The organism is Streptomyces sp. NPDC040410, from assembly GCF_055595715.1.
Map to the genome: position 1 here is coordinate 129,401 of NZ_JBVIVK010000016.1, position 16,461 is coordinate 145,861.

Annotated in this window: 12 protein-coding genes; 7 read left to right on the top strand and 5 right to left on the bottom strand. The window is 71.3% G+C overall.

The window, feature by feature from the left end; translation table 11 throughout:
* The first annotated feature begins 195 nt into the window (after positions 1–195).
* The 4 genes from ACZ562_RS28460 to ACZ562_RS28475 all read left to right on the top strand — a co-directional run bounded on the left by ACZ562_RS28460 (position 196) and on the right by ACZ562_RS28475 (position 4,327).
* Positions 196–387, top strand: a complete 192-nt coding sequence (locus ACZ562_RS28460; RefSeq protein ID WP_471184714.1) for an SPOR domain-containing protein — start codon at positions 196–198, stop codon at positions 385–387.
* Positions 388–462: 75 nt separating this feature from the next.
* Positions 463–888, top strand: a complete 426-nt coding sequence (locus tag ACZ562_RS28465) for a (deoxy)nucleoside triphosphate pyrophosphohydrolase (protein WP_471184716.1) — start codon at positions 463–465, stop codon at positions 886–888.
* Between the two features lie 113 nt (positions 889–1,001).
* Positions 1,002–1,430 carry an ATP-binding protein gene (locus tag ACZ562_RS28470; RefSeq protein ID WP_471184719.1) on the top strand — a complete coding sequence of 143 codons (429 nt, stop codon included), beginning with the start codon at positions 1,002–1,004 and terminating at the stop codon, positions 1,428–1,430.
* A gap of 272 nt (positions 1,431–1,702) precedes the next feature.
* On the top strand, positions 1,703–4,327 hold the full coding sequence (locus ACZ562_RS28475) for a SpoIIE family protein phosphatase (protein WP_471184722.1): 2,625 nt from the start codon (positions 1,703–1,705) through the stop codon (positions 4,325–4,327).
* A gap of 106 nt (positions 4,328–4,433) precedes the next feature.
* Here ACZ562_RS28475 and ACZ562_RS28480 read toward each other — a convergent pair whose 3' ends face one another.
* Positions 4,434–6,164, bottom strand: coding sequence for a hypothetical protein (locus tag ACZ562_RS28480; protein ID WP_471184822.1), 1,731 nt, complete (start codon positions 6,162–6,164; stop codon positions 4,434–4,436).
* Positions 6,165–6,369: 205 nt separating this feature from the next.
* On the opposite strand from ACZ562_RS28480, the gene ACZ562_RS28485 reads away from it, so the two are divergent.
* Complete coding sequence (locus ACZ562_RS28485; protein ID WP_471184724.1) at positions 6,370–7,644, top strand: glycoside hydrolase family 18 protein; 1,275 nt, start codon at positions 6,370–6,372, stop codon at positions 7,642–7,644.
* Between the two features lie 30 nt (positions 7,645–7,674).
* Here ACZ562_RS28485 and ACZ562_RS28490 read toward each other — a convergent pair whose 3' ends face one another.
* The 4 genes from ACZ562_RS28490 to ACZ562_RS28505 are packed head-to-tail and all read right to left on the bottom strand — an operon-like array spanning position 7,675 to position 11,562.
* Positions 7,675–8,445: a succinate dehydrogenase/fumarate reductase iron-sulfur subunit gene (locus tag ACZ562_RS28490; protein WP_471184727.1), complete on the bottom strand. Its 771-nt coding sequence runs from the start codon at positions 8,443–8,445 to the stop codon at positions 7,675–7,677.
* Positions 8,442–10,385 carry a fumarate reductase/succinate dehydrogenase flavoprotein subunit gene (locus tag ACZ562_RS28495; protein WP_471184730.1) on the bottom strand — a complete coding sequence of 648 codons (1,944 nt, stop codon included), beginning with the start codon at positions 10,383–10,385 and terminating at the stop codon, positions 8,442–8,444. Before ACZ562_RS28495 ends, ACZ562_RS28490 begins: the two co-directional genes overlap by 4 nt.
* 17 nt (positions 10,386–10,402) lie before the next feature.
* Positions 10,403–11,239 (bottom strand): hypothetical protein, encoded by an 837-nt coding sequence (locus tag ACZ562_RS28500; protein ID WP_471184733.1) that lies wholly within the window; start codon positions 11,237–11,239, stop codon positions 10,403–10,405.
* Positions 11,240–11,271: 32 nt separating this feature from the next.
* Entirely contained in the window at positions 11,272–11,562 is a 291-nt protein-coding gene (locus tag ACZ562_RS28505) for a hypothetical protein (protein ID WP_471184735.1), read from the bottom strand.
* Positions 11,563–11,895: 333 nt separating this feature from the next.
* On the opposite strand from ACZ562_RS28505, the gene ACZ562_RS28510 reads away from it, so the two are divergent.
* Positions 11,896–14,058, top strand: a complete 2,163-nt coding sequence (locus tag ACZ562_RS28510; protein ID WP_471184738.1) for an ABC transporter family substrate-binding protein — start codon at positions 11,896–11,898, stop codon at positions 14,056–14,058.
* A 254-nt stretch (positions 14,059–14,312) separates the two neighbouring features.
* Positions 14,313–16,220 carry a translational GTPase TypA gene (gene typA, locus ACZ562_RS28515; protein WP_471184741.1) on the top strand — a complete coding sequence of 636 codons (1,908 nt, stop codon included), beginning with the start codon at positions 14,313–14,315 and terminating at the stop codon, positions 16,218–16,220.
* The last annotated feature ends 241 nt before the right edge of the window (positions 16,221–16,461 follow it).

Genomic DNA, 16,461 nt, shown 5'->3' on the forward strand with positions numbered 1-16,461 from the left:
GTCACGATGGGAGGGTGGCGCGTTCGACGCCGTGCGCCCCCTGGGTGGCGGCCGGGCCTGGCTGGTTGCGTATCTCTTTGTGAAAAGCCGTATTCGCTGCGTGAAGGTTGGGCGTAGGCTCGGGCATATGCGGATTGCGGTTTCCTTATCGGGCGGGGCGTGGCGCAGGCCGCGGGCGGGAAGTGGAGGGGCGCGATGAACGACGGCACGATCACTCTTCCCTGGCTCGTCATACGGCAGGACGACAACGGCAATCGCTACCGCGTCGGCAGGTACGCGACGCGGGCCGAGGCCCAGAAGATCGCGGACAGCCTCGACAGCCGCGGACACAAGCAGATGTACTGGGTCGAGCGGATCGGCCACAACGGAACGAGCGTCGACGGCTGATCTCCCCCTGCTCGAACCCTGCTTGCCCCTTGCTCGCCCCCTGTGCCCTCCCGCCGGTCCCGTAGGCTCCGGCACATGACGGAACGGATCGTGGTGGTGGGGGCCGCCCTGTTCGACGGCGGCCGGCTGCTCGCCGCGCGCCGCAGCGCACCCCCTGAACTGGCCGGCCGCTGGGAGCTGCCCGGCGGTAAGACCGAGCCGGGCGAGAGCCCCGAGGCGGCCCTCGTGCGTGAACTGCGCGAGGAACTCGGCGTGGAGGCCGAACCCGTCGAACGCGTCCCGGGGGAGTGGCCCCTGAAACCGCCGTACGTCCTGCGGGTCTGGACCGCCCGGCTGCTTCCCGGCTCCGGCGACCCCAAGCCCCTGGAGGACCACGACGAACTGCGCTGGCTCACCCCCGGCGACATCTGGTCCGTCGACTGGCTGGATCAGGACGTGCCCGCCGTGCGTGAAGTGCTCGCCCGGCTCGAACCGGGGGCACGGGACGCGCGCGGCGCCTGAGCCCCTTCGCCACGGGCCTCGCACGCCGTCCCGTGCCACGGGGCGCCGCCTCGGACGGTACTGGCGGCTTGATATCGGGTATCTGCCCATTAACCCCGTGAAACCGGACATGGGTGAGCTGGCTGGCCTGGGAAGTGATCGGCGTGATCGACACCGAAGGCGACCGCGCGGAGTGGACCTTCCCCGCCGACCCGGGCGCCGTCCGTGACGCCCGCGCCGCCGTCCGCAGCCGACTGCGCGCGTGGGGCCTCGGCAGCCTCGCCGACCTCACGGCCCTGCTCGTCAGCGAGCTGGTGACCAACGCGCTGCGGCACGCCACCGGCCCCATCGGCGTATGCCTGGTGCGCCCGGCGGGCCTCGGCGACGTCCTGCTGGTGGAGGTCTCCGACCCGCTCCCCGACCCGCCCCGCGAGCGCGCGGCCCGGCCCGAGGACGAGAGCGGCCGCGGTCTCCAACTGGTCGCCAACTCCTCGCGGCGCTGGGGTACCCGGCCCGGGGAGGCCGGTAAGACGGTGTGGTTCGAACTCGCGGTTCCGGGCTGAACCGGCGCCGCCACGACGGCCCGCGGGCCGCACGGCCGTGCTCGCACTGTCGAGCGACCGGTTCAGGCCGGTGATGGGTGTCGCGGGGCGTGATTCGACGACGTGTCTGCTGGTTAGAAGACTGGATGTGTTGTCGCAGTCCGGACCGAAAAGCATCGGGACCGTGCTGTGATCGTGAACACCGTGTTGTGCGGCGCCGTAGTGCTGGATACTGCGGGCAGCCGCCGCCGGTGACCGGTGCCGGACGCGGTGAGCTGGAGGGGACGGTTCGCGTGAGCGAGATACCAGCGAAGGCGACGGAGTCCGAGGACCCGTCGGGCGGGGCTGGGGCGGAGGCCGCGGGTGATGCCGCGGCGGGAATCCGCTCCGGCGAGGTGCGACCCGGTGACGCCATGTGGCAGAGCAGTCCGCCCGGCTCGATGTACGACTACATCAAGGTCGCGTCCTTCTCCATCGGTCCCGACGGTCTCGTCGACCAGTGGAGCCTGCGCGCCGAGGAGCTCTTCGGCATCCCGGCCGCGCACGCCGTCGGCATGGACCCCATCGAGGCGTTCATCGACCCGGACCGGCGCGAGCAGGGACAGCGCAAGATGGCCGAGATCCTCGACGGCCGCGAGTGGACCGGCGTGGTCCCCTTCCGGCTGCCGGACACGCCCGACGGCGACCGCGGTGACGCGGGCCTCGCCGAGGTGTACGTCATGCCGACGCGGACGGAAGAGGGCGACAAGGCCGCCGTCTGCATCGTCGTCGACGTCCGCACCCTGCGCAGCATCGAGACGGACCTGGCCGCCTCGCAGGCGATATTCGGTCAATCTCCGTTCGGATTCCTGCTGATCGACCCGGACCTGCGGGTGCGGCGTGCCAACAAGCGGTTCGCCTCCACCTTCGGCGGCACACCCGACGACCACCGCGGCCGCGGCGTCCACGACTACCTGCCGCGTCCCGAGGCCGAGCGGGTCGCCGCGACCATGCGCCGGGTGCTGGAAACCGGCGACGCCATCACCGACATGCACGTCACGGGCTTCCGGCCGGGTTCCGAGGAGCGCCGCCACTGGTCCGTCAACCTCTACCGGGTGCAGAGCGGTTCGGGGCGCCCCATCGGCATCGCCTGGCTCGGAACCGACATCACCGCACGCCGCGCCGCCGCCCGCGAGGCCGCGGCCGCGCGGCGCAATCTCGCCCTCCTGAACGAGGCCGGGGCCCGCATCGGCAACTCCCTCGACCTGGAGACCACCGCCCGCGAACTCCTGGACGTCGTCGTCCCCGGCTTCTGCGACCTCGCCACCGTCGACCTCTACCAGGGCCTGCTGGCCGGCGACGAGACCCCGCCGGGCCTCGCCGACGGGAGCGCCGAACTGCGCCGGGTCGCCTTCGCCAGCGCCGTCTCCGACGCGCCCTTCGCCGGCAGCGGCGCAGCCGTCGCGGTCGGCGCAGTCCACCACTACCCCTTCAACTCGCCCTGCGCGGACGCCCTGCGCACCGCGCGGCCGAAGCTGGTCCCCGCCGAGGAGGGCGGCCTCGTCCAGTCCACGCTCGCCGTGCCGATGGTCGCCCACGACACCGTCGTAGGACTCGCTCAGTTCGCGCGGACGAAGGGCAGCGAGCCGTTCGGTGACCGCGACCGGGATCTGGCGGTGGAGTTGGCGGCCCGTGCCGCCGTCTGCATCGACAACGCCCGACTGTACCGGCGCGAGCACGAACGCGCCCTGATACTGCAGCGGTCGCTGCTTCCGCCCGGCGACCCCGTGGCCTCCGGTCTCGACATCGCCTGCCGCTACCTGCCCGGCAACTCCTCCGCCGACCGGCCGAGCGAGGTCGGCGGCGACTGGTTCGACGTCATCGAACTCCCCGGCCATCGCACGGCGTTGGTGGTCGGGGACGTCATGGGCCGGGGCCTGCGCGCGGCCGTCGCGATGGGCGAACTCAGGTCCGCCGTGAGAACCCTGGCCCTCCTCGACCTCGAACCGGCCGAAGTCCTCTCCGCGTTGGACGAGATCGCGCGCGGCCTCGGCGCCCCCGGCGGCGTCCAGCAGGCCACCCGCGCCGCCCGCCGCCCCCGCGAGGCGGACCTGTCCGAGGTGTACCTCGCGACCTGCGTGTACGCCGTCTACGACTCGGTGACCCGCAGGTGCACCTTCGCCAACGCCGGCCACCTCCCGCCCGTCCTGGTCGAACCCGGCGAGGACGCGATGATGCTCGACGTGCCGCCGGGCATGCCTCTCGGCGTGGGGGGCGAGCCCTTCGAGGAGGTGGAGGTCGAACTACCGGAAGGCGCCCTGCTGGCGCTCTACACGGATGGACTGGTCGAATCGCGCGACCACCCGCTGGACGAGGGCCTCCAGGCCTTCGTGGGAGCTCTCACGGACCCCTCCAGTCCCCTGGAGGACGTCTGCGACCACGTCCTCAACACCCTCGACACGCACCATGGCGAGGACGACATCGCCCTGCTGATGGCACGGGTCCAGAGCCTGCCCACCGGGTCCGTCGGCGACTGGACGCTGCCGCGCGAGCCGAGGAGCGTGGGCCGCGCCCGCGAGTACGCGCGCGGCCAGCTGCTGTCGTGGGACCTGGAACCCCTGGTCGACACGACGGAGCTGCTGGTCAGCGAGCTGGTGACGAACGCCCTGCGGTACGGGGAGGGCGAGATCAGACTGCGCCTGCTCCTGGACCGCACGCTGGTGTGCGAGGTCTGGGACTCGGGCCTGGTCCAGCCGCGCCGCCGCCGTGCGCGCGACACGGACGAGGGCGGCCGGGGGCTGCAACTCGTCGGGCTGCTCAGCGCGGCATGGGGCTCCCGGCGCACACCTCGCGGCAAGACGGTGTGGTTCGAACTCCCGCTGCCGGACGGGGTGCACGGGCTGGCCGACCCGGCGGCGGCGTTGCTGAGCCTGTTCTGACAGCGGCGACCCGCCCTCCGGGCGGATGACCCGGAAGGTGACGACAGGACCTGGTGCCGCGTCAGCCAGGGTTCGCCCCGTCGCGCAAACCTTGGCTGACGCGGCACTAGGCGGGGGCGGGCCCGCGCCTGGCGCGGGTACGTGGTCCGCCGAAGCTCGCGGGCGGGCCGCCGTCCGGGGCAGTGCCCAGGAGGATGCCGCCGAGCACGGCCCCGCCGAGCCCGCTCGCGTGCTCCGCCGCCCCGGCAACCGGGTTGCCGTGCACCCGCACGTCCTGCTCGGCCAGTTCACGGGCCTGGCGGGCCAGGGCGTCGGCCGATTGCCCGGGGGACGGCGACGGCCCGGCGAGCAGCCGTTCCGCCTCCGCCAGCCGGGTACGGGCCGCACCGCCCACCGCACCCCGGTGCGTACCGACGAAGCCGTCCGCGAGCGCGGTCGCACTGCCGGCGGTGAGCCGGGCGGCGGCCGTCAGCACCCCGGCCCGCCCGACACCGAGAGGTCCGACCGCCTCCACAATCCGCCGCAACGCACGGAGCGGGTCGTACGGCCCGGCAGTCAACTCCTCCCGTACGACGCCGAGGGCGGCGTCCGCGTGCAGGATCCGGGCGTGCAGCTCGCCGACAGTGACGGTCGTGGGGGCGGGAGCTGGAGGGCCCGGAGTGCGCGGCTGCGCGGTCGCGGGGGTGCCCGGGGCGGCCGAGTTCCCGTACACGGGCGCTTCAGCGTGCGTCGGCGCCTCGCTCGTGGGTTTCCCTGCGGGGATCGGTCCCTCGTCCCCCGGCTCGTCTGCGCCAGGCGTAGGCCCACCGGCAGGTGTCCCGGCCGCCTCTGCCGCTCCGGGTGCTGCCGTCGGCCCACGTGCTGCCGCCGCTCCGGGCGCAGTCGTCGGCGCGGATGCCCTCGCCAGTCGTTCCCGAGCCCCCGCGATCTCGGCCTCCGCCCCCGTGAGCGTGGCCGGGACCCACCCCGCGGCCGTGGTCAGGTCCGTGGCGAGCCGGTCGATGCCGTCGACGAACACGGCGGCCTGTGCGACGGCGCCCTCGGCGGCGCGCAGATGCCCGGACGCCTTCTCGGGCTCGCCCAAGTCGGCGGCCTGGCGGGACTGGTTGAGGCGGAGGGTGGCGAACACCAGCCGGTCCTTGGCCTGTTCGGCGTGGCCCGTGACATCGGCGGTCGCGCCGGTCCCGTACCGCCTGCGGAGGTCGGCGAGGGTCGCGTCGGCGGCGCCGGTGCGGCCGGTCAGCTCCCGGAAGCGGGCCTCCGCGAACTCCAGTGCCTCGCCGACGCCCCGCCCCGGACCGCGGAGCCGGTCGAAGCCGGCGGCCTCCGTGTCCAGCCGTCGCCCCGCCTCCTGGCACCGCCCGACGATCCCGGTGAGTGCCTGCCGGCGGGAGGACTCGTCCGAGGGGACACCCTCGTCGTACCGCTGCCGCATCCGGAAGGCGGCCGACAGTTCGGCCTCCGCGTCCCGCAGGGCCCGCGCGAAGGGCGCCACGGCCGATGCCCCGAAGCACGCCTCGGCAAAGGCCAGTTCCTCTCGGCTGGTGCGGACGCAGTCGTCGGCCTCTGCGAGCAACGCGAGGGAGTTCCCGTCCAGTTCGATGAGCGGCGGCGTCAGCGGTCCGGCGGCGGCACTGCCAGGGGGCGCGGTACGGCTGCGGGTCCGGCGGAGGTGCCGAACGTACCCGTATCCGGCCAGGGCGCCGGCCGCCGCGACCGCGACGAGCGGCAGGACAAGATCGGTGGTGGTCGTCTCGTCTTCCTCCTCCTGCGCGGCCGCGACCGGGACCGGCCCCGACCCGACAGCCGCAACCGGAGGGTCGGTCCTGATCGTCATCCCCGGCAACACCAGCCACACGGCCCCGATCACACCGCCCAGCACGGCATGCGCCACCCGCACGGATATGTGCGAGGGCGTGCGCCGCGGCCGGCTCCGGATCAAGGATGACGTCACATTCCGGAGCGTATGAGCAGGAATGCGACAGCGCGAGCGGGATGCGCCAGGGGTGGGGGTAGGCGGGTAAGGCCAGGGGAGGGGGAACGTGGGAACGGAACGCGTGGGAGGCAGGGGGGCGGAACCGGCGGGGGCCACGGGGAGGGAGCCGGCCCCGGCGACGAACGAGGAGCCGACCGCGGTCCCGTCGCCCGGCGACGGCGAGGAGGCCGCGCAGGGGTCACCCGTGCCCGGCGATGGCGAGGGCACCGCGCAGGGGTCACCCGTGCCCGGCGATGGCGAGAGCGGCACGTATGGTGCGGTTGGGACCGGCCCGGCCGAAGGCGAAGCCCGGGCCGCGAACCGACGAACCTGGCTCCGCCGGACCCGCCGCACCGCCCTCGCCCTCGTCCTCACGCTCCTCCTCACCGTCCTCACCGCCGAGGCGGCCCTGCGTGTGAACTACACGGGTGACCCCGCCGACGGCACCCGCACCCGGAACCATGACGCGATCTGGCTGGGCCACGCCTGGGTCGACGGCCGCAAGACCGACGCGGACGTGGACGCCCTGGCCCGCCGCCTGGAAAGCTCCGGCATCCGTGACCTCTACGTCCACGCGGGTCCGCTGGAGCACGACGGCACGCTGCCCGAGTCGGCGTATCCCAAGGCACGGTGGTTCATAGCCGCCGTACACCGCGCGGCACCGGGCATCCGCGTCCAGGCCTGGCTCGGCGACGTACTCGCCACCGAGAGCCCGAACGGAATGCGGCTGGAGCGCGCCGAGACAAGGACGGCCGTCGTCACCTCGACTCGGCAGATCCTGGCTGCCGGCTTCGAAGGCGCCCACTTCGACCTGGAGCCGCTGCACTCGGGCGACCGCCACTACCTTGCTCTGCTCGACACCCTGCACGGCGTGACCCGTGCCCGGGGCGCCCAACTGTCGGTCGCCGCCCACCAGATCGACCCCCTGCCGGCTTTCCACTCCTTCTGGGGCACCGTCGCCGGACACCCGAAGTGGTGGTCGCAGGAGTTCTTCGGACAGGTGGCGCGCCGGGTGGACCAGATCGCCGTGATGTCGTACGACACCATGCAGCCCCTCGACACCCTTTACGGCGGCTACGTGGCCCAGCAGACCTCACTCGCCCTGGAGGTCACTCCGCGGTCGACCGACCTGCTGATGGGGCTGCCCTTCTACCACGAGAACCGGTTCGGCCACTGGGCGCACGCGGAGACCGTCCCCGCCGCCGTCCGCGGCGTCCGCCTCGGCCTGTCCCGCACGGACGCCGGCCGCGCCCGCTTCGGTGTGGCACTTTACGTGGACTTCGCGGCCACGGAGGGGGACTGGACTGCGTACCGGGAGGACTGGGTCCGCTCGGAGAACTGACCTGCCGCGGGCCATACCCGTGAACCGCCGTTACGAAGGCCGCCTCCTGATCTTCGACCCCAGCCAGACCAGCGGGTCGTACTTGCGGTCGACGGCCCGTTCCTTCAAGGGGATCAGCGCATTGTCCGTGATCTTGATGCCCTCGGGGCAGACCTCCGTGCAGCACTTGGTGATGTTGCAGTAACCGAGGCCGTGTTCGTCCTGAGCGGTGCTCTTGCGGTCCAGGCCGGACTCGGCGGCCGCGTCAAGCGGGTGCATGTCCAGTTCCGCGACCCGCATCAGGAAGCGGGGGCCGGCGAACGCCTGTTTGTTCTCCTCGTGGTCGCGCACCACATGGCAGGTGTCCTGGCACAGGAAGCACTCGATGCACTTGCGGAACTCCTGCGAGCGGTCCACGTCCTCCTGCGTCATCCGGTACTCGCCGGGGCCGAGGCCCTCGGGCGGCACGAAGGACGGGACCTCCCTGGCCTTCTGGTAGTTGAAGCCGACGTCCGTCACCAGGTCGCGGACCACGGGGAAGGCCCGGAGCGGGGTGACCGTGATCGTCTCCTCCCGGGTGAACACCGACATGCGGGTCATGCACATCAGCCGGGGCCGCCCGTTGATCTCCGCGGAGCACGAGCCGCACTTGCCGGCCTTGCAGTTCCAGCGCACGGCGAGATCGGGCGCCTGGGTGGCCTGGAGGCGGTGGACGATGTCGAGGACGACCTCGCCGTCGTTGACCTCGACCTTGAAGTCCTCCAGGCCGCCGCCCCGCACATCGCCCCGCCACACCTTGAAGCGGGCCTCGTAGCTGCTCACTCGTAGAGCTCCTCTTCGGCGAGGTACTTGACCAGCTCCTCCTTCTCGAAGAGGGCGAGCAGGTCGGGGCGGATGGGGTCGGTGGTCTCACGGGTGAGGCTGATCTGGCCGCGGACGGGATCCGTCGCCGCCAGCCCGCCCGTCGGGTCGGTGAGCCCGCACAGCAGGTTGATCCGGCGCCACGTGCGGTCCATCGTCGGATGGTCCTCACGGGTGTGGCCGCCTCGCGACTCCGTGCGCTCCAGCGCGGCCCGGGCCACGCATTCGCTGACCAGCAGCATGTTCCGCAGGTCCAGGGCCAGGTGCCAGCCGGGATTGAACTGGCGGTGACCCTCGACACCGGCCCGCCGGGCCCGTACCCGCAGCTCCGCGAGCTTCTCCAGGGCGTGCGCCATCTCCCCCTCGCGGCGGATGATGCCGACCAGGTCGTTCATCGTCTGCTGGAGCTCCTGGTGCAGGGTGTACGGGTTCTCGGGCGGCCGCCCGGGCTCCTCGCCCGGCGCCGGACCCTCCGCCGAGAACGGCCGCAGCGCCTCCGCGGCCGCCGTGTCCACCTGGACGTCGTCCACGGGCGGGCGCCCGTCCGGCAGCCCCGATGCGTACTCGGCCGCGTGCCAGCCCGCCCGCCGCCCGAAGACCAGCAGGTCGGAGAGCGAGTTGCCGCCGAGCCGGTTCGAGCCGTGCATGCCGCCGGCCACCTCACCGGCCGCGAACAGGCCCGGCACCCCGCGCGCCGCCGCAGTGTCGGATTCGACCGCGATACCGCCCATCACGTAGTGACAGGTGGGCCCGACCTCCATCGCCTCCGCCGTGATGTCGACGTCGGCCAGCTCCTTGAACTGGTGGTACATGGAGGGCAGCCGGCGCCGGATCACCTCGGCGGGCATACGCGTCGACACGTCCAGGAACACGCCCCCGTGTGGGGAGCCGCGGCCCGCCTTCACCTCGGCGTTGATGGCGCGGGCCACCTCGTCGCGGGGGAGCAGCTCGGGGGGCCGCCGGTTGTTGTCCGGGTCCTCGTACCAGCGGTCGCCCTCCTCCTCGGACTCCGCGTACTTCTCCTTGAAGACGTCCGGGACGTAGTCGAACATGAACCGCTTGCCGTCGGAGTTCCTGAGCACCCCGCCGTCGCCGCGCACCGACTCGGTGACGAGGATGCCCTTCACCGACGGCGGCCAGACCATGCCGGTCGGGTGGAACTGCACGAACTCCATGTTCAGCAGGGGTGCGCCCGCGAGCAGCGCCAGCGCGTGCCCGTCGCCCGTGTACTCCCACGAGTTCGACGTCACCTTGAACGACTTGCCGATGCCGCCGGTCGCGATCACCACGGCAGGGGCTTCGAGGACGAAGAAACGGCCTGTTTCGCGCTCGTAGGAGAAGACGCCGCTGACCCGCGAGCCGTCCTTGAGAATCCGGGTGACCGTGCACTCCTGGAAGACCTTCAGACGGGACTCGTAGTCGCCGGTCTCGCGATGGTCCTCCTGCTGCAACGACACGATCTTCTGCTGGAGGGTGCGGATCAGCTCCAGGCCCGTACGGTCGCCGACGTGCGCGAGACGCGGGTACTCGTGGCCGCCGAAGTTGCGCTGCGAGATCCGCCCGTCCTTGGTGCGGTCGAACAGAGCCCCCCAGGTCTCCAGCTCCCACACCCGGTTCGGTGCCTCCTGGGCGTGCAGCTCGGCCATCCGCCACTGGTTGAGGAACTTCCCGCCGCGCATGGTGTCGCGGAAATGGACCTGCCAGTTGTCGTGCTCGTTGGCGTTGGCCATCGCCGCAGCGATGCCGCCCTCGGCCATCACCGTGTGCGCCTTTCCGAACAGCGACTTGCAGATCACCGCCGTACGGGCGCCCCGCTCGCGCGCCTCGATCGCGGCGCGCAGTCCGGCGCCGCCCGCGCCGACCACGACGACGTCCCACTCCTGGCGGTCGACCACGGACATCAGAAGGCCCCACTCATCTAGAAAAACCTCGGATCGTCGAAGACACCGGACGCGACGAGATAGACGTAGAAGTCGGCGAGCGCCACGCTCACCAGCGACGCCCAGGCCAGCAGCATGTGACGGGCGTTCAGCTTCCCGACGAACTGCCACGCCTTGTAGCGCACCGGATGCCTGGAGAAGTGCTTGAGCTTGCCGCCGACGATGTGCCGGCAGGAGTGGCAGGAGATCGTGTACGCCCAGATCAGCACGATGTTGATCAGGAAGACGAGGGTGCCGAGGCCCATGTGGCCCCACTCGTAGCGCTCGTCCCGGAAGGCGAGCACCGTGTCGTAGCTCAGGACGCCGGCGACCAGGATCGCGGCGTAGAAGAAGTACCGGTGGATGTTCTGCAGGATCAGCGGGAACCGGGTCTCACCGCTGTACTTCTTGTGCGGCTCGGCCACCGCGCAGGCCGGGGGCGAGGCCCAGAAGCCCCGGTAGTAGGCCTTGCGGTAGTAGTAGCAGGTCAGCCGGAAGCCGAGCGGGAAGATCAGGATGATGATCGCGGGGGAGATCGCCCACCAGCTGCCGAAGATCTCCCAGTTGGGCCCGGAGCGCATCGTCTCGCACCGTTCCGCCAGACACGGCGAGTAGAACGGCGAGACGTACGGCGCCGCGTAGTAGTCCGTGTCGGCGAAGGCCCGCCAGGTCGAGTACACGATGAAGGCGAGCAGGCCGGCCGCGGTGGCGGCCGGCGCCAGCCACCACCGGTCGGTCCGCAGGTGCGGTGCGTCGATCGCGGCGCGCGTACCGGCGCGTACGCCGCCGCGGAGCGGATGGGGTTCTGTGTCCGGTGGTTCCGTACCAGTGGCCAACTCAGTACTCCGGTCTCATGGCTCCGGTCGGGTCAGGGGGCGTGCCGGTCGCGGGCGCCGAGACCCTCGTCGTCCGTGTCCACCCACAGGCTGTCGTCGTACGGGGTGTCGGGGATGGTGACGAGTTCGGGCTTCCGCGGCGTGGCGGGGCCCGTGGCCGCCTCGCGCAGGAGCGCGACGCTCTCGCGCAGGTGGTCGGCGTCGGCGCGGACGCGGCGCATCTCTAGACCGCCGCTGCCGAGCTGCTTCTCCAGGCGGGCCACGGACCGGGACAGGTCGTCGAGGCAGCGCTGGACCGATGTCAGGTCGTCTTGCACGGACATGACGTGACCTCACTTCCGCGGGCCCTGTGGCCCTGGGTGGCAACGTTCATGCGCCTGCGAGTGTTGCGCGTCACACCTGCCGATGTGAAGCCATGTGCAGCGATTGGCGGATTGCACTCCTCCAGTGCACGCCCGCACGCGCTCTGTGTGCGCCGGGGGATCGTGTTGCTCCGGACGGGTGACCTTCCGCGTTCCTGTCGCCGTGTCGCCCCCGGCGGGCGACCTCTTTCCTCTTCAGTGATGCCGTAGATCTGATCAACACCAAAATACCGCCAAATGTGATCAAAACGCACCCGCATCACCGGCTGCATTGGCTCCTCGGAGGTAGCAGAGATGTCCCACGACGGCGTCGGACCGCGCGCGGTCATGCGCTCGGTCGCCTTCCTCACCGGGGTCGCGCTCGCGATTCCGGCGCTGGCCGGCTGCAGTTCCGAGGACAAGGCGGGCAAGCCGCTCGCCAGGCAGGACATCGCGCCTGCCGCCCGGGCCCTGATCGCCGACGGCGGCACCCTGCGCTGGGGCGTGGACGCCGTGCCGGAGACCCTGAACACCTTCCAGGCGGACGCCGACGCGACGACCAGCCGGGTCGCGCAGGCCGTGCTGCCGTCCATGTACCGGCTGGATGTGAACGGGCGGCCGCAGCGCAACGCCGACTACCTGGAGTCCGCGAAGGTCGTCGGGACCGAGCCGAAGCAGGTCGTCCTCTACAAGCTCAACCAGCAGGCGGTCTGGAGCGACGGCCGCGAGATCGGCGCCGCCGACTTCGCCGCCCAGTGGCGTGCCCTGTCCGGCAAGGACTCCGCCTACTGGACCGCCCGCAACGCCGGCTACGACCGCATCGAGAAGATCGAGCGCGGCGCCAACGACCTGGAGGTCAAGGTCACCTTCGCCCGGCCGTACGCCGACTGGCGGTCGCTGTTCTCGCCGCTGTACCCGAAGGACGTCATGGGCACCCCGGACTCCTTCAACGACGGGGCGAGACGCAAGCTGAAGGTCACCGCCGGGCCCTTCGCGGTGAAGAAGGTCGACCGCAAGCAGGAGCGGATCACCCTGGTCCGCAATCCGCGCTGGTGGGGCCACGAGGCCAAGCTCTCCGAGATCGTGCTGCGCGCCGTCCCCCGCGACGAGCGGGCCGCCGCGCTGGCCGCCGGTGCGATCGACCTGGCCGAGATCGACCCCTCCGCGGCCCAGAGCATCGCCCTCGCCGGCCGCGCCGGGGCCAAGGGCACGGGCACCCCGCTCCCGGCGGCGGGCTCCGACGGGAAGGCGGCCACCCGGAACGACGCCCTCGGGGACTTCGAGGTCCGCAAGTCCCTGGAGCCCGCGCACACCCAGCTCGCCCTCAACGGCTCCGCTGGGCCGCTCGCCGACGAGCGTGTCCGCAGGGCCGTCGCCCGGGCGCTGGACCGCAAGGAGCTGGCCCAGGTCGTATTGAAGCCGCTCGGACTGCCCGCAGTCCCCGTCGGCAGCCACCTCGCGCTGTCCGGCCAGGCCGCGTACGCCGACAACAGCGGCGCGCTCGGCGACCAGGACACCGCGGAGGCGCAGGCCCTGCTCGCGGATGCCGGCTGGGTGCCGGGCGGACCCCTCAAGGAGCAGAAGAAGGCCGAGAAGGCGGCCGGCGCGGGAGGCAAGAAGACCGGGGACGACTCCACGGACGACTCCACGGGCGATGACGAGGAGACGTACGTCGTCGGCGACGACGAGTCGGACGGCAAAGCGCGCACCGAGGCCGACCGGGAGCAGATGAAGGACCCCAAGGACCACGGCGGCCTGCACCACGAGGAGACGAGCGGCATGGCGAGCGAGGAGGGCTCGCACCAGCTCGCGCAGGACGGCAAGCAGTACAAGCAGCTGCAGCCGGGCGGCGCGCCCGGCGCGTACGCCCCCCGGGGCACCGCCGCTCCGGCGGGCGCCGCGGCCGGGCCGCTCGCCAAGGACGGCAAGCCGCTGGCGCTGCGCTTCGTGCTCCCCTCGGGCCCCGGCTCGGAGCCCCTGCGCACCGTCGCCGACCGCATCAGCCGCATGCTGGACCGCGTCGGCATCCGCACGGAGATCACGAGGGTCTCGGACGAGAGCTACTTCAAGGACCACATCGCGTCCGGCCTGTACGACCTCGCTCTTTACTCCTGGCCCGCCTCCGCCTTCCCCGCCACCGACGCCCGGCCCATCTACGCCAAGCCGGTCCCGGCCGCCGACGGCTCCCTGAACGTCGAGCAGAACTACACCCGCGTGGGCACCGACCAGGTCGACCAGCTCTTCGACGAGGCGATGGCCACGCTCGACGAGTCCGAGAGCCGGAGCCTGATCCGCAAGGCGGACGCCCGCATCTGGGCGGCGGCGGGCTCGATCCCGCTCTACCAGCGTCCCCAGCTCACGGCGGTGAGGAAGAGCCTGGCCAACGCTGGCGCCTTCGGCTTCCAGACCCCCGTCTACGAGGACATGGGCTTCCTGAAGAAGGGCGCGAAGCCGTCGCCGACGGCATCGGCGGAGTAGGCCGCGGCGCTCTTGGCCGGTCGAGCCCGGTGGTGGGTGTCACGGGCCTGCGGTCCAGGGGGCGGAGCCCCCTGGGGCCGGCACCGACGCGGGTGCCCGGAAGCAGGCCCCGGCTGCACCTACGTAGCCCGGCGAGCCGCAGCGGCAGCGGCCCCGTACCATGGGGTGAGGCCGTGGCGTGTCCAGCCCGGCAGGGTCCGCGTAACACAGACGTACGCGCAGGCCTTCCTCACACTCCGGGAGTACGCCGCAATATGGCCACGCGCCACGACATCCGTAACGTCGCCATCGTCGCCCACGTCGACCACGGCAAGACGACCATCGTCGACGCCATGCTCAAGCAGGCCGGCGCCTTTGCCGCGCACCAGCTCGACTCCGTCGACGACCGCATGATGGACTCGAACGACCTGGAACGTGAGAAGGGCATCACGATCCTCGCCAAGAACACCGCGGTGAAGTACCACCCGAAGGACGGCGGGGACCCGATCACCATCAACATCATCGACACCCCCGGCCACGCCGACTTCGGCGGTGAGGTCGAGCGCGGTCTGTCGATGGTCGACGGTGTGGTGCTGCTCGTCGACGCCTCCGAGGGCCCGCTGCCGCAGACCCGGTTCGTGCTGCGCAAGGCGCTGCAGGCCCGGCTGCCCGTCATCCTCTGCATCAACAAGACGGACCGGCCGGACGCCCGTATCGACGAGGTCGTGAACGAGACGTACGACCTCTTCCTCGACCTGGACGCGGACGAGGAGCAGATCGAGTTCCCGATCGTCTACGCCTGCGGCCGCGACGGCATCGCCTCGCTGACCAAGCCGGACAACGGCACGGTCCCGGCCGACTCCACCAGCCTGGAGCCGTTCTTCTCGACGATCCTGGAGCACATCCCGGCGCCGGTCTACGACGAGTCCGCCCCGCTCCAGGCCCACGTCACCAACCTGGACGCCGACAACTTCCTCGGGCGTATCGCGCTGCTCCGTGTCGAGCAGGGCGAGCTGCGCAAGGGGCAGACGGTCGCGTGGATCAAGCGTGACGGGTCGATCAGCAACGTCCGCATCAGCGAGCTCATGATGACCGAGGCGCTGACCCGCAAGCCCGCCGAGAAGGCCGGCCCGGGTGACATCTGCGCCGTCGCCGGTATCCCGGACATCATGATCGGCGAGACCCTGGCCGACACCGAGAACCCCATCCCGCTGCCGCTGATCACGGTCGACGAGCCCGCGATCTCCATGACCATCGGCACCAACACCTCCCCGCTGGTCGGCCGCGGCGGCACCGGCAAGGGCGCCGACGCGAAGGCGGCCGTCAAGGACCGCAAGGTCACCGCCCGCCAGGTCAAGGACCGCCTCGATCGCGAGCTGGTCGGTAACGTCTCGCTGCGCGTGCTGGAGACCGAGCGTCCCGACGCCTGGGAGGTTCAGGGCCGTGGTGAGCTGGCGCTCGCCATCCTGGTCGAGACCATGCGTCGCGAGGGCTTCGAGCTGACCATCGGCAAGCCGCAGGTCGTCACCAAGGACGTCGACGGCAAGGTCTACGAGCCGGTCGAGCGCATGACGATCGACGTGCCCGAGGAGCACATGGGCGCGGTCACGCAGCTCATGGGTGTCCGCAAGGGCCGGATGGACAACATGTCCAACCACGGTTCCGGCTGGGTGCGCATGGAGTTCGTCGTGCCCTCCCGTGGTCTGATCGGCTTCCGGACCGAGTTCCTGACCCAGACCCGCGGCACGGGCATCGGCCACTCCATCCACGAGGGCTTCGAGCCCTGGTTCGGCACGCTGCAGACCCGCAACAACGGCTCGCTGGTCGCCGACCGCGCCGGTGCCGTCACCGCCTTCGCGATGACGAACCTCCAGGAGCGCGGTGTGCTGTTCGTGGAGCCGGGCACCGAGGTGTACGAGGGCATGATCGTCGGCGAGAACTCCCGCTCCGACGACATGGACGTCAACATCACCAAGGAGAAGAAGCTCACCAACATGCGGTCGTCCACGGCCGATGTGGCCGAGTCGATCGTCCCGCCGCGCAAGCTCTCCCTGGAGCAGTCGCTGGAGTTCTGCCGCGACGACGAGTGTGTCGAGGTCACCCCGGAGGCGGTTCGCATCCGCAAGGTGAACCTGGACGCCCGCGAGCGCGCTCGCGCCGCCAGCCGCGCCAAGCACGGCTGACCCGGCGTCAGCAGGCGTTAGAGGCTTTCCAAGACCCGGTCCTCCCCGCAGAGCGGAGGGCCGGGCCTTTCGCGTGCCCGTGCGAAGGCTGTGAACCCTGTTCGGTAATCGGTGATCCAGCGATCAAGTTTCGGACAAGTAAACAGAAATGCCGTCCGAGATGCCCGTTTTGACGGAATGTCATCTCACATGTCAAGCGCGCGCAGGTGTCGATCTTTGCAATTTTTGTTCAAAATATGGA

What these genes read in the sequence shown, in the direction of transcription:
- ACZ562_RS28480 (WP_471184822.1), bottom strand. Translation starts at nt 6,164, where the DNA reads ATGACGATCAGGACCGACCCTCCGGTTGCGGCTGTCGGGTCGGGGCCG.
- ACZ562_RS28465 (WP_471184716.1), top strand. Translation starts at nt 463, where the DNA reads ATGACGGAACGGATCGTGGTGGTGGGGGCCGCCCTGTTCGACGGCGGC.
- ACZ562_RS28510 (WP_471184738.1), top strand. Translation starts at nt 11,896, where the DNA reads ATGTCCCACGACGGCGTCGGACCGCGCGCGGTCATGCGCTCGGTCGCC.
- ACZ562_RS28495 (WP_471184730.1), bottom strand. Translation starts at nt 10,385, where the DNA reads ATGTCCGTGGTCGACCGCCAGGAGTGGGACGTCGTCGTGGTCGGCGCG.
- ACZ562_RS28460 (WP_471184714.1), top strand. Translation starts at nt 196, where the DNA reads ATGAACGACGGCACGATCACTCTTCCCTGGCTCGTCATACGGCAGGAC.
- typA (WP_471184741.1), top strand. Translation starts at nt 14,313, where the DNA reads ATGGCCACGCGCCACGACATCCGTAACGTCGCCATCGTCGCCCACGTC.
- ACZ562_RS28505 (WP_471184735.1), bottom strand. Translation starts at nt 11,562, where the DNA reads ATGTCCGTGCAAGACGACCTGACATCGGTCCAGCGCTGCCTCGACGAC.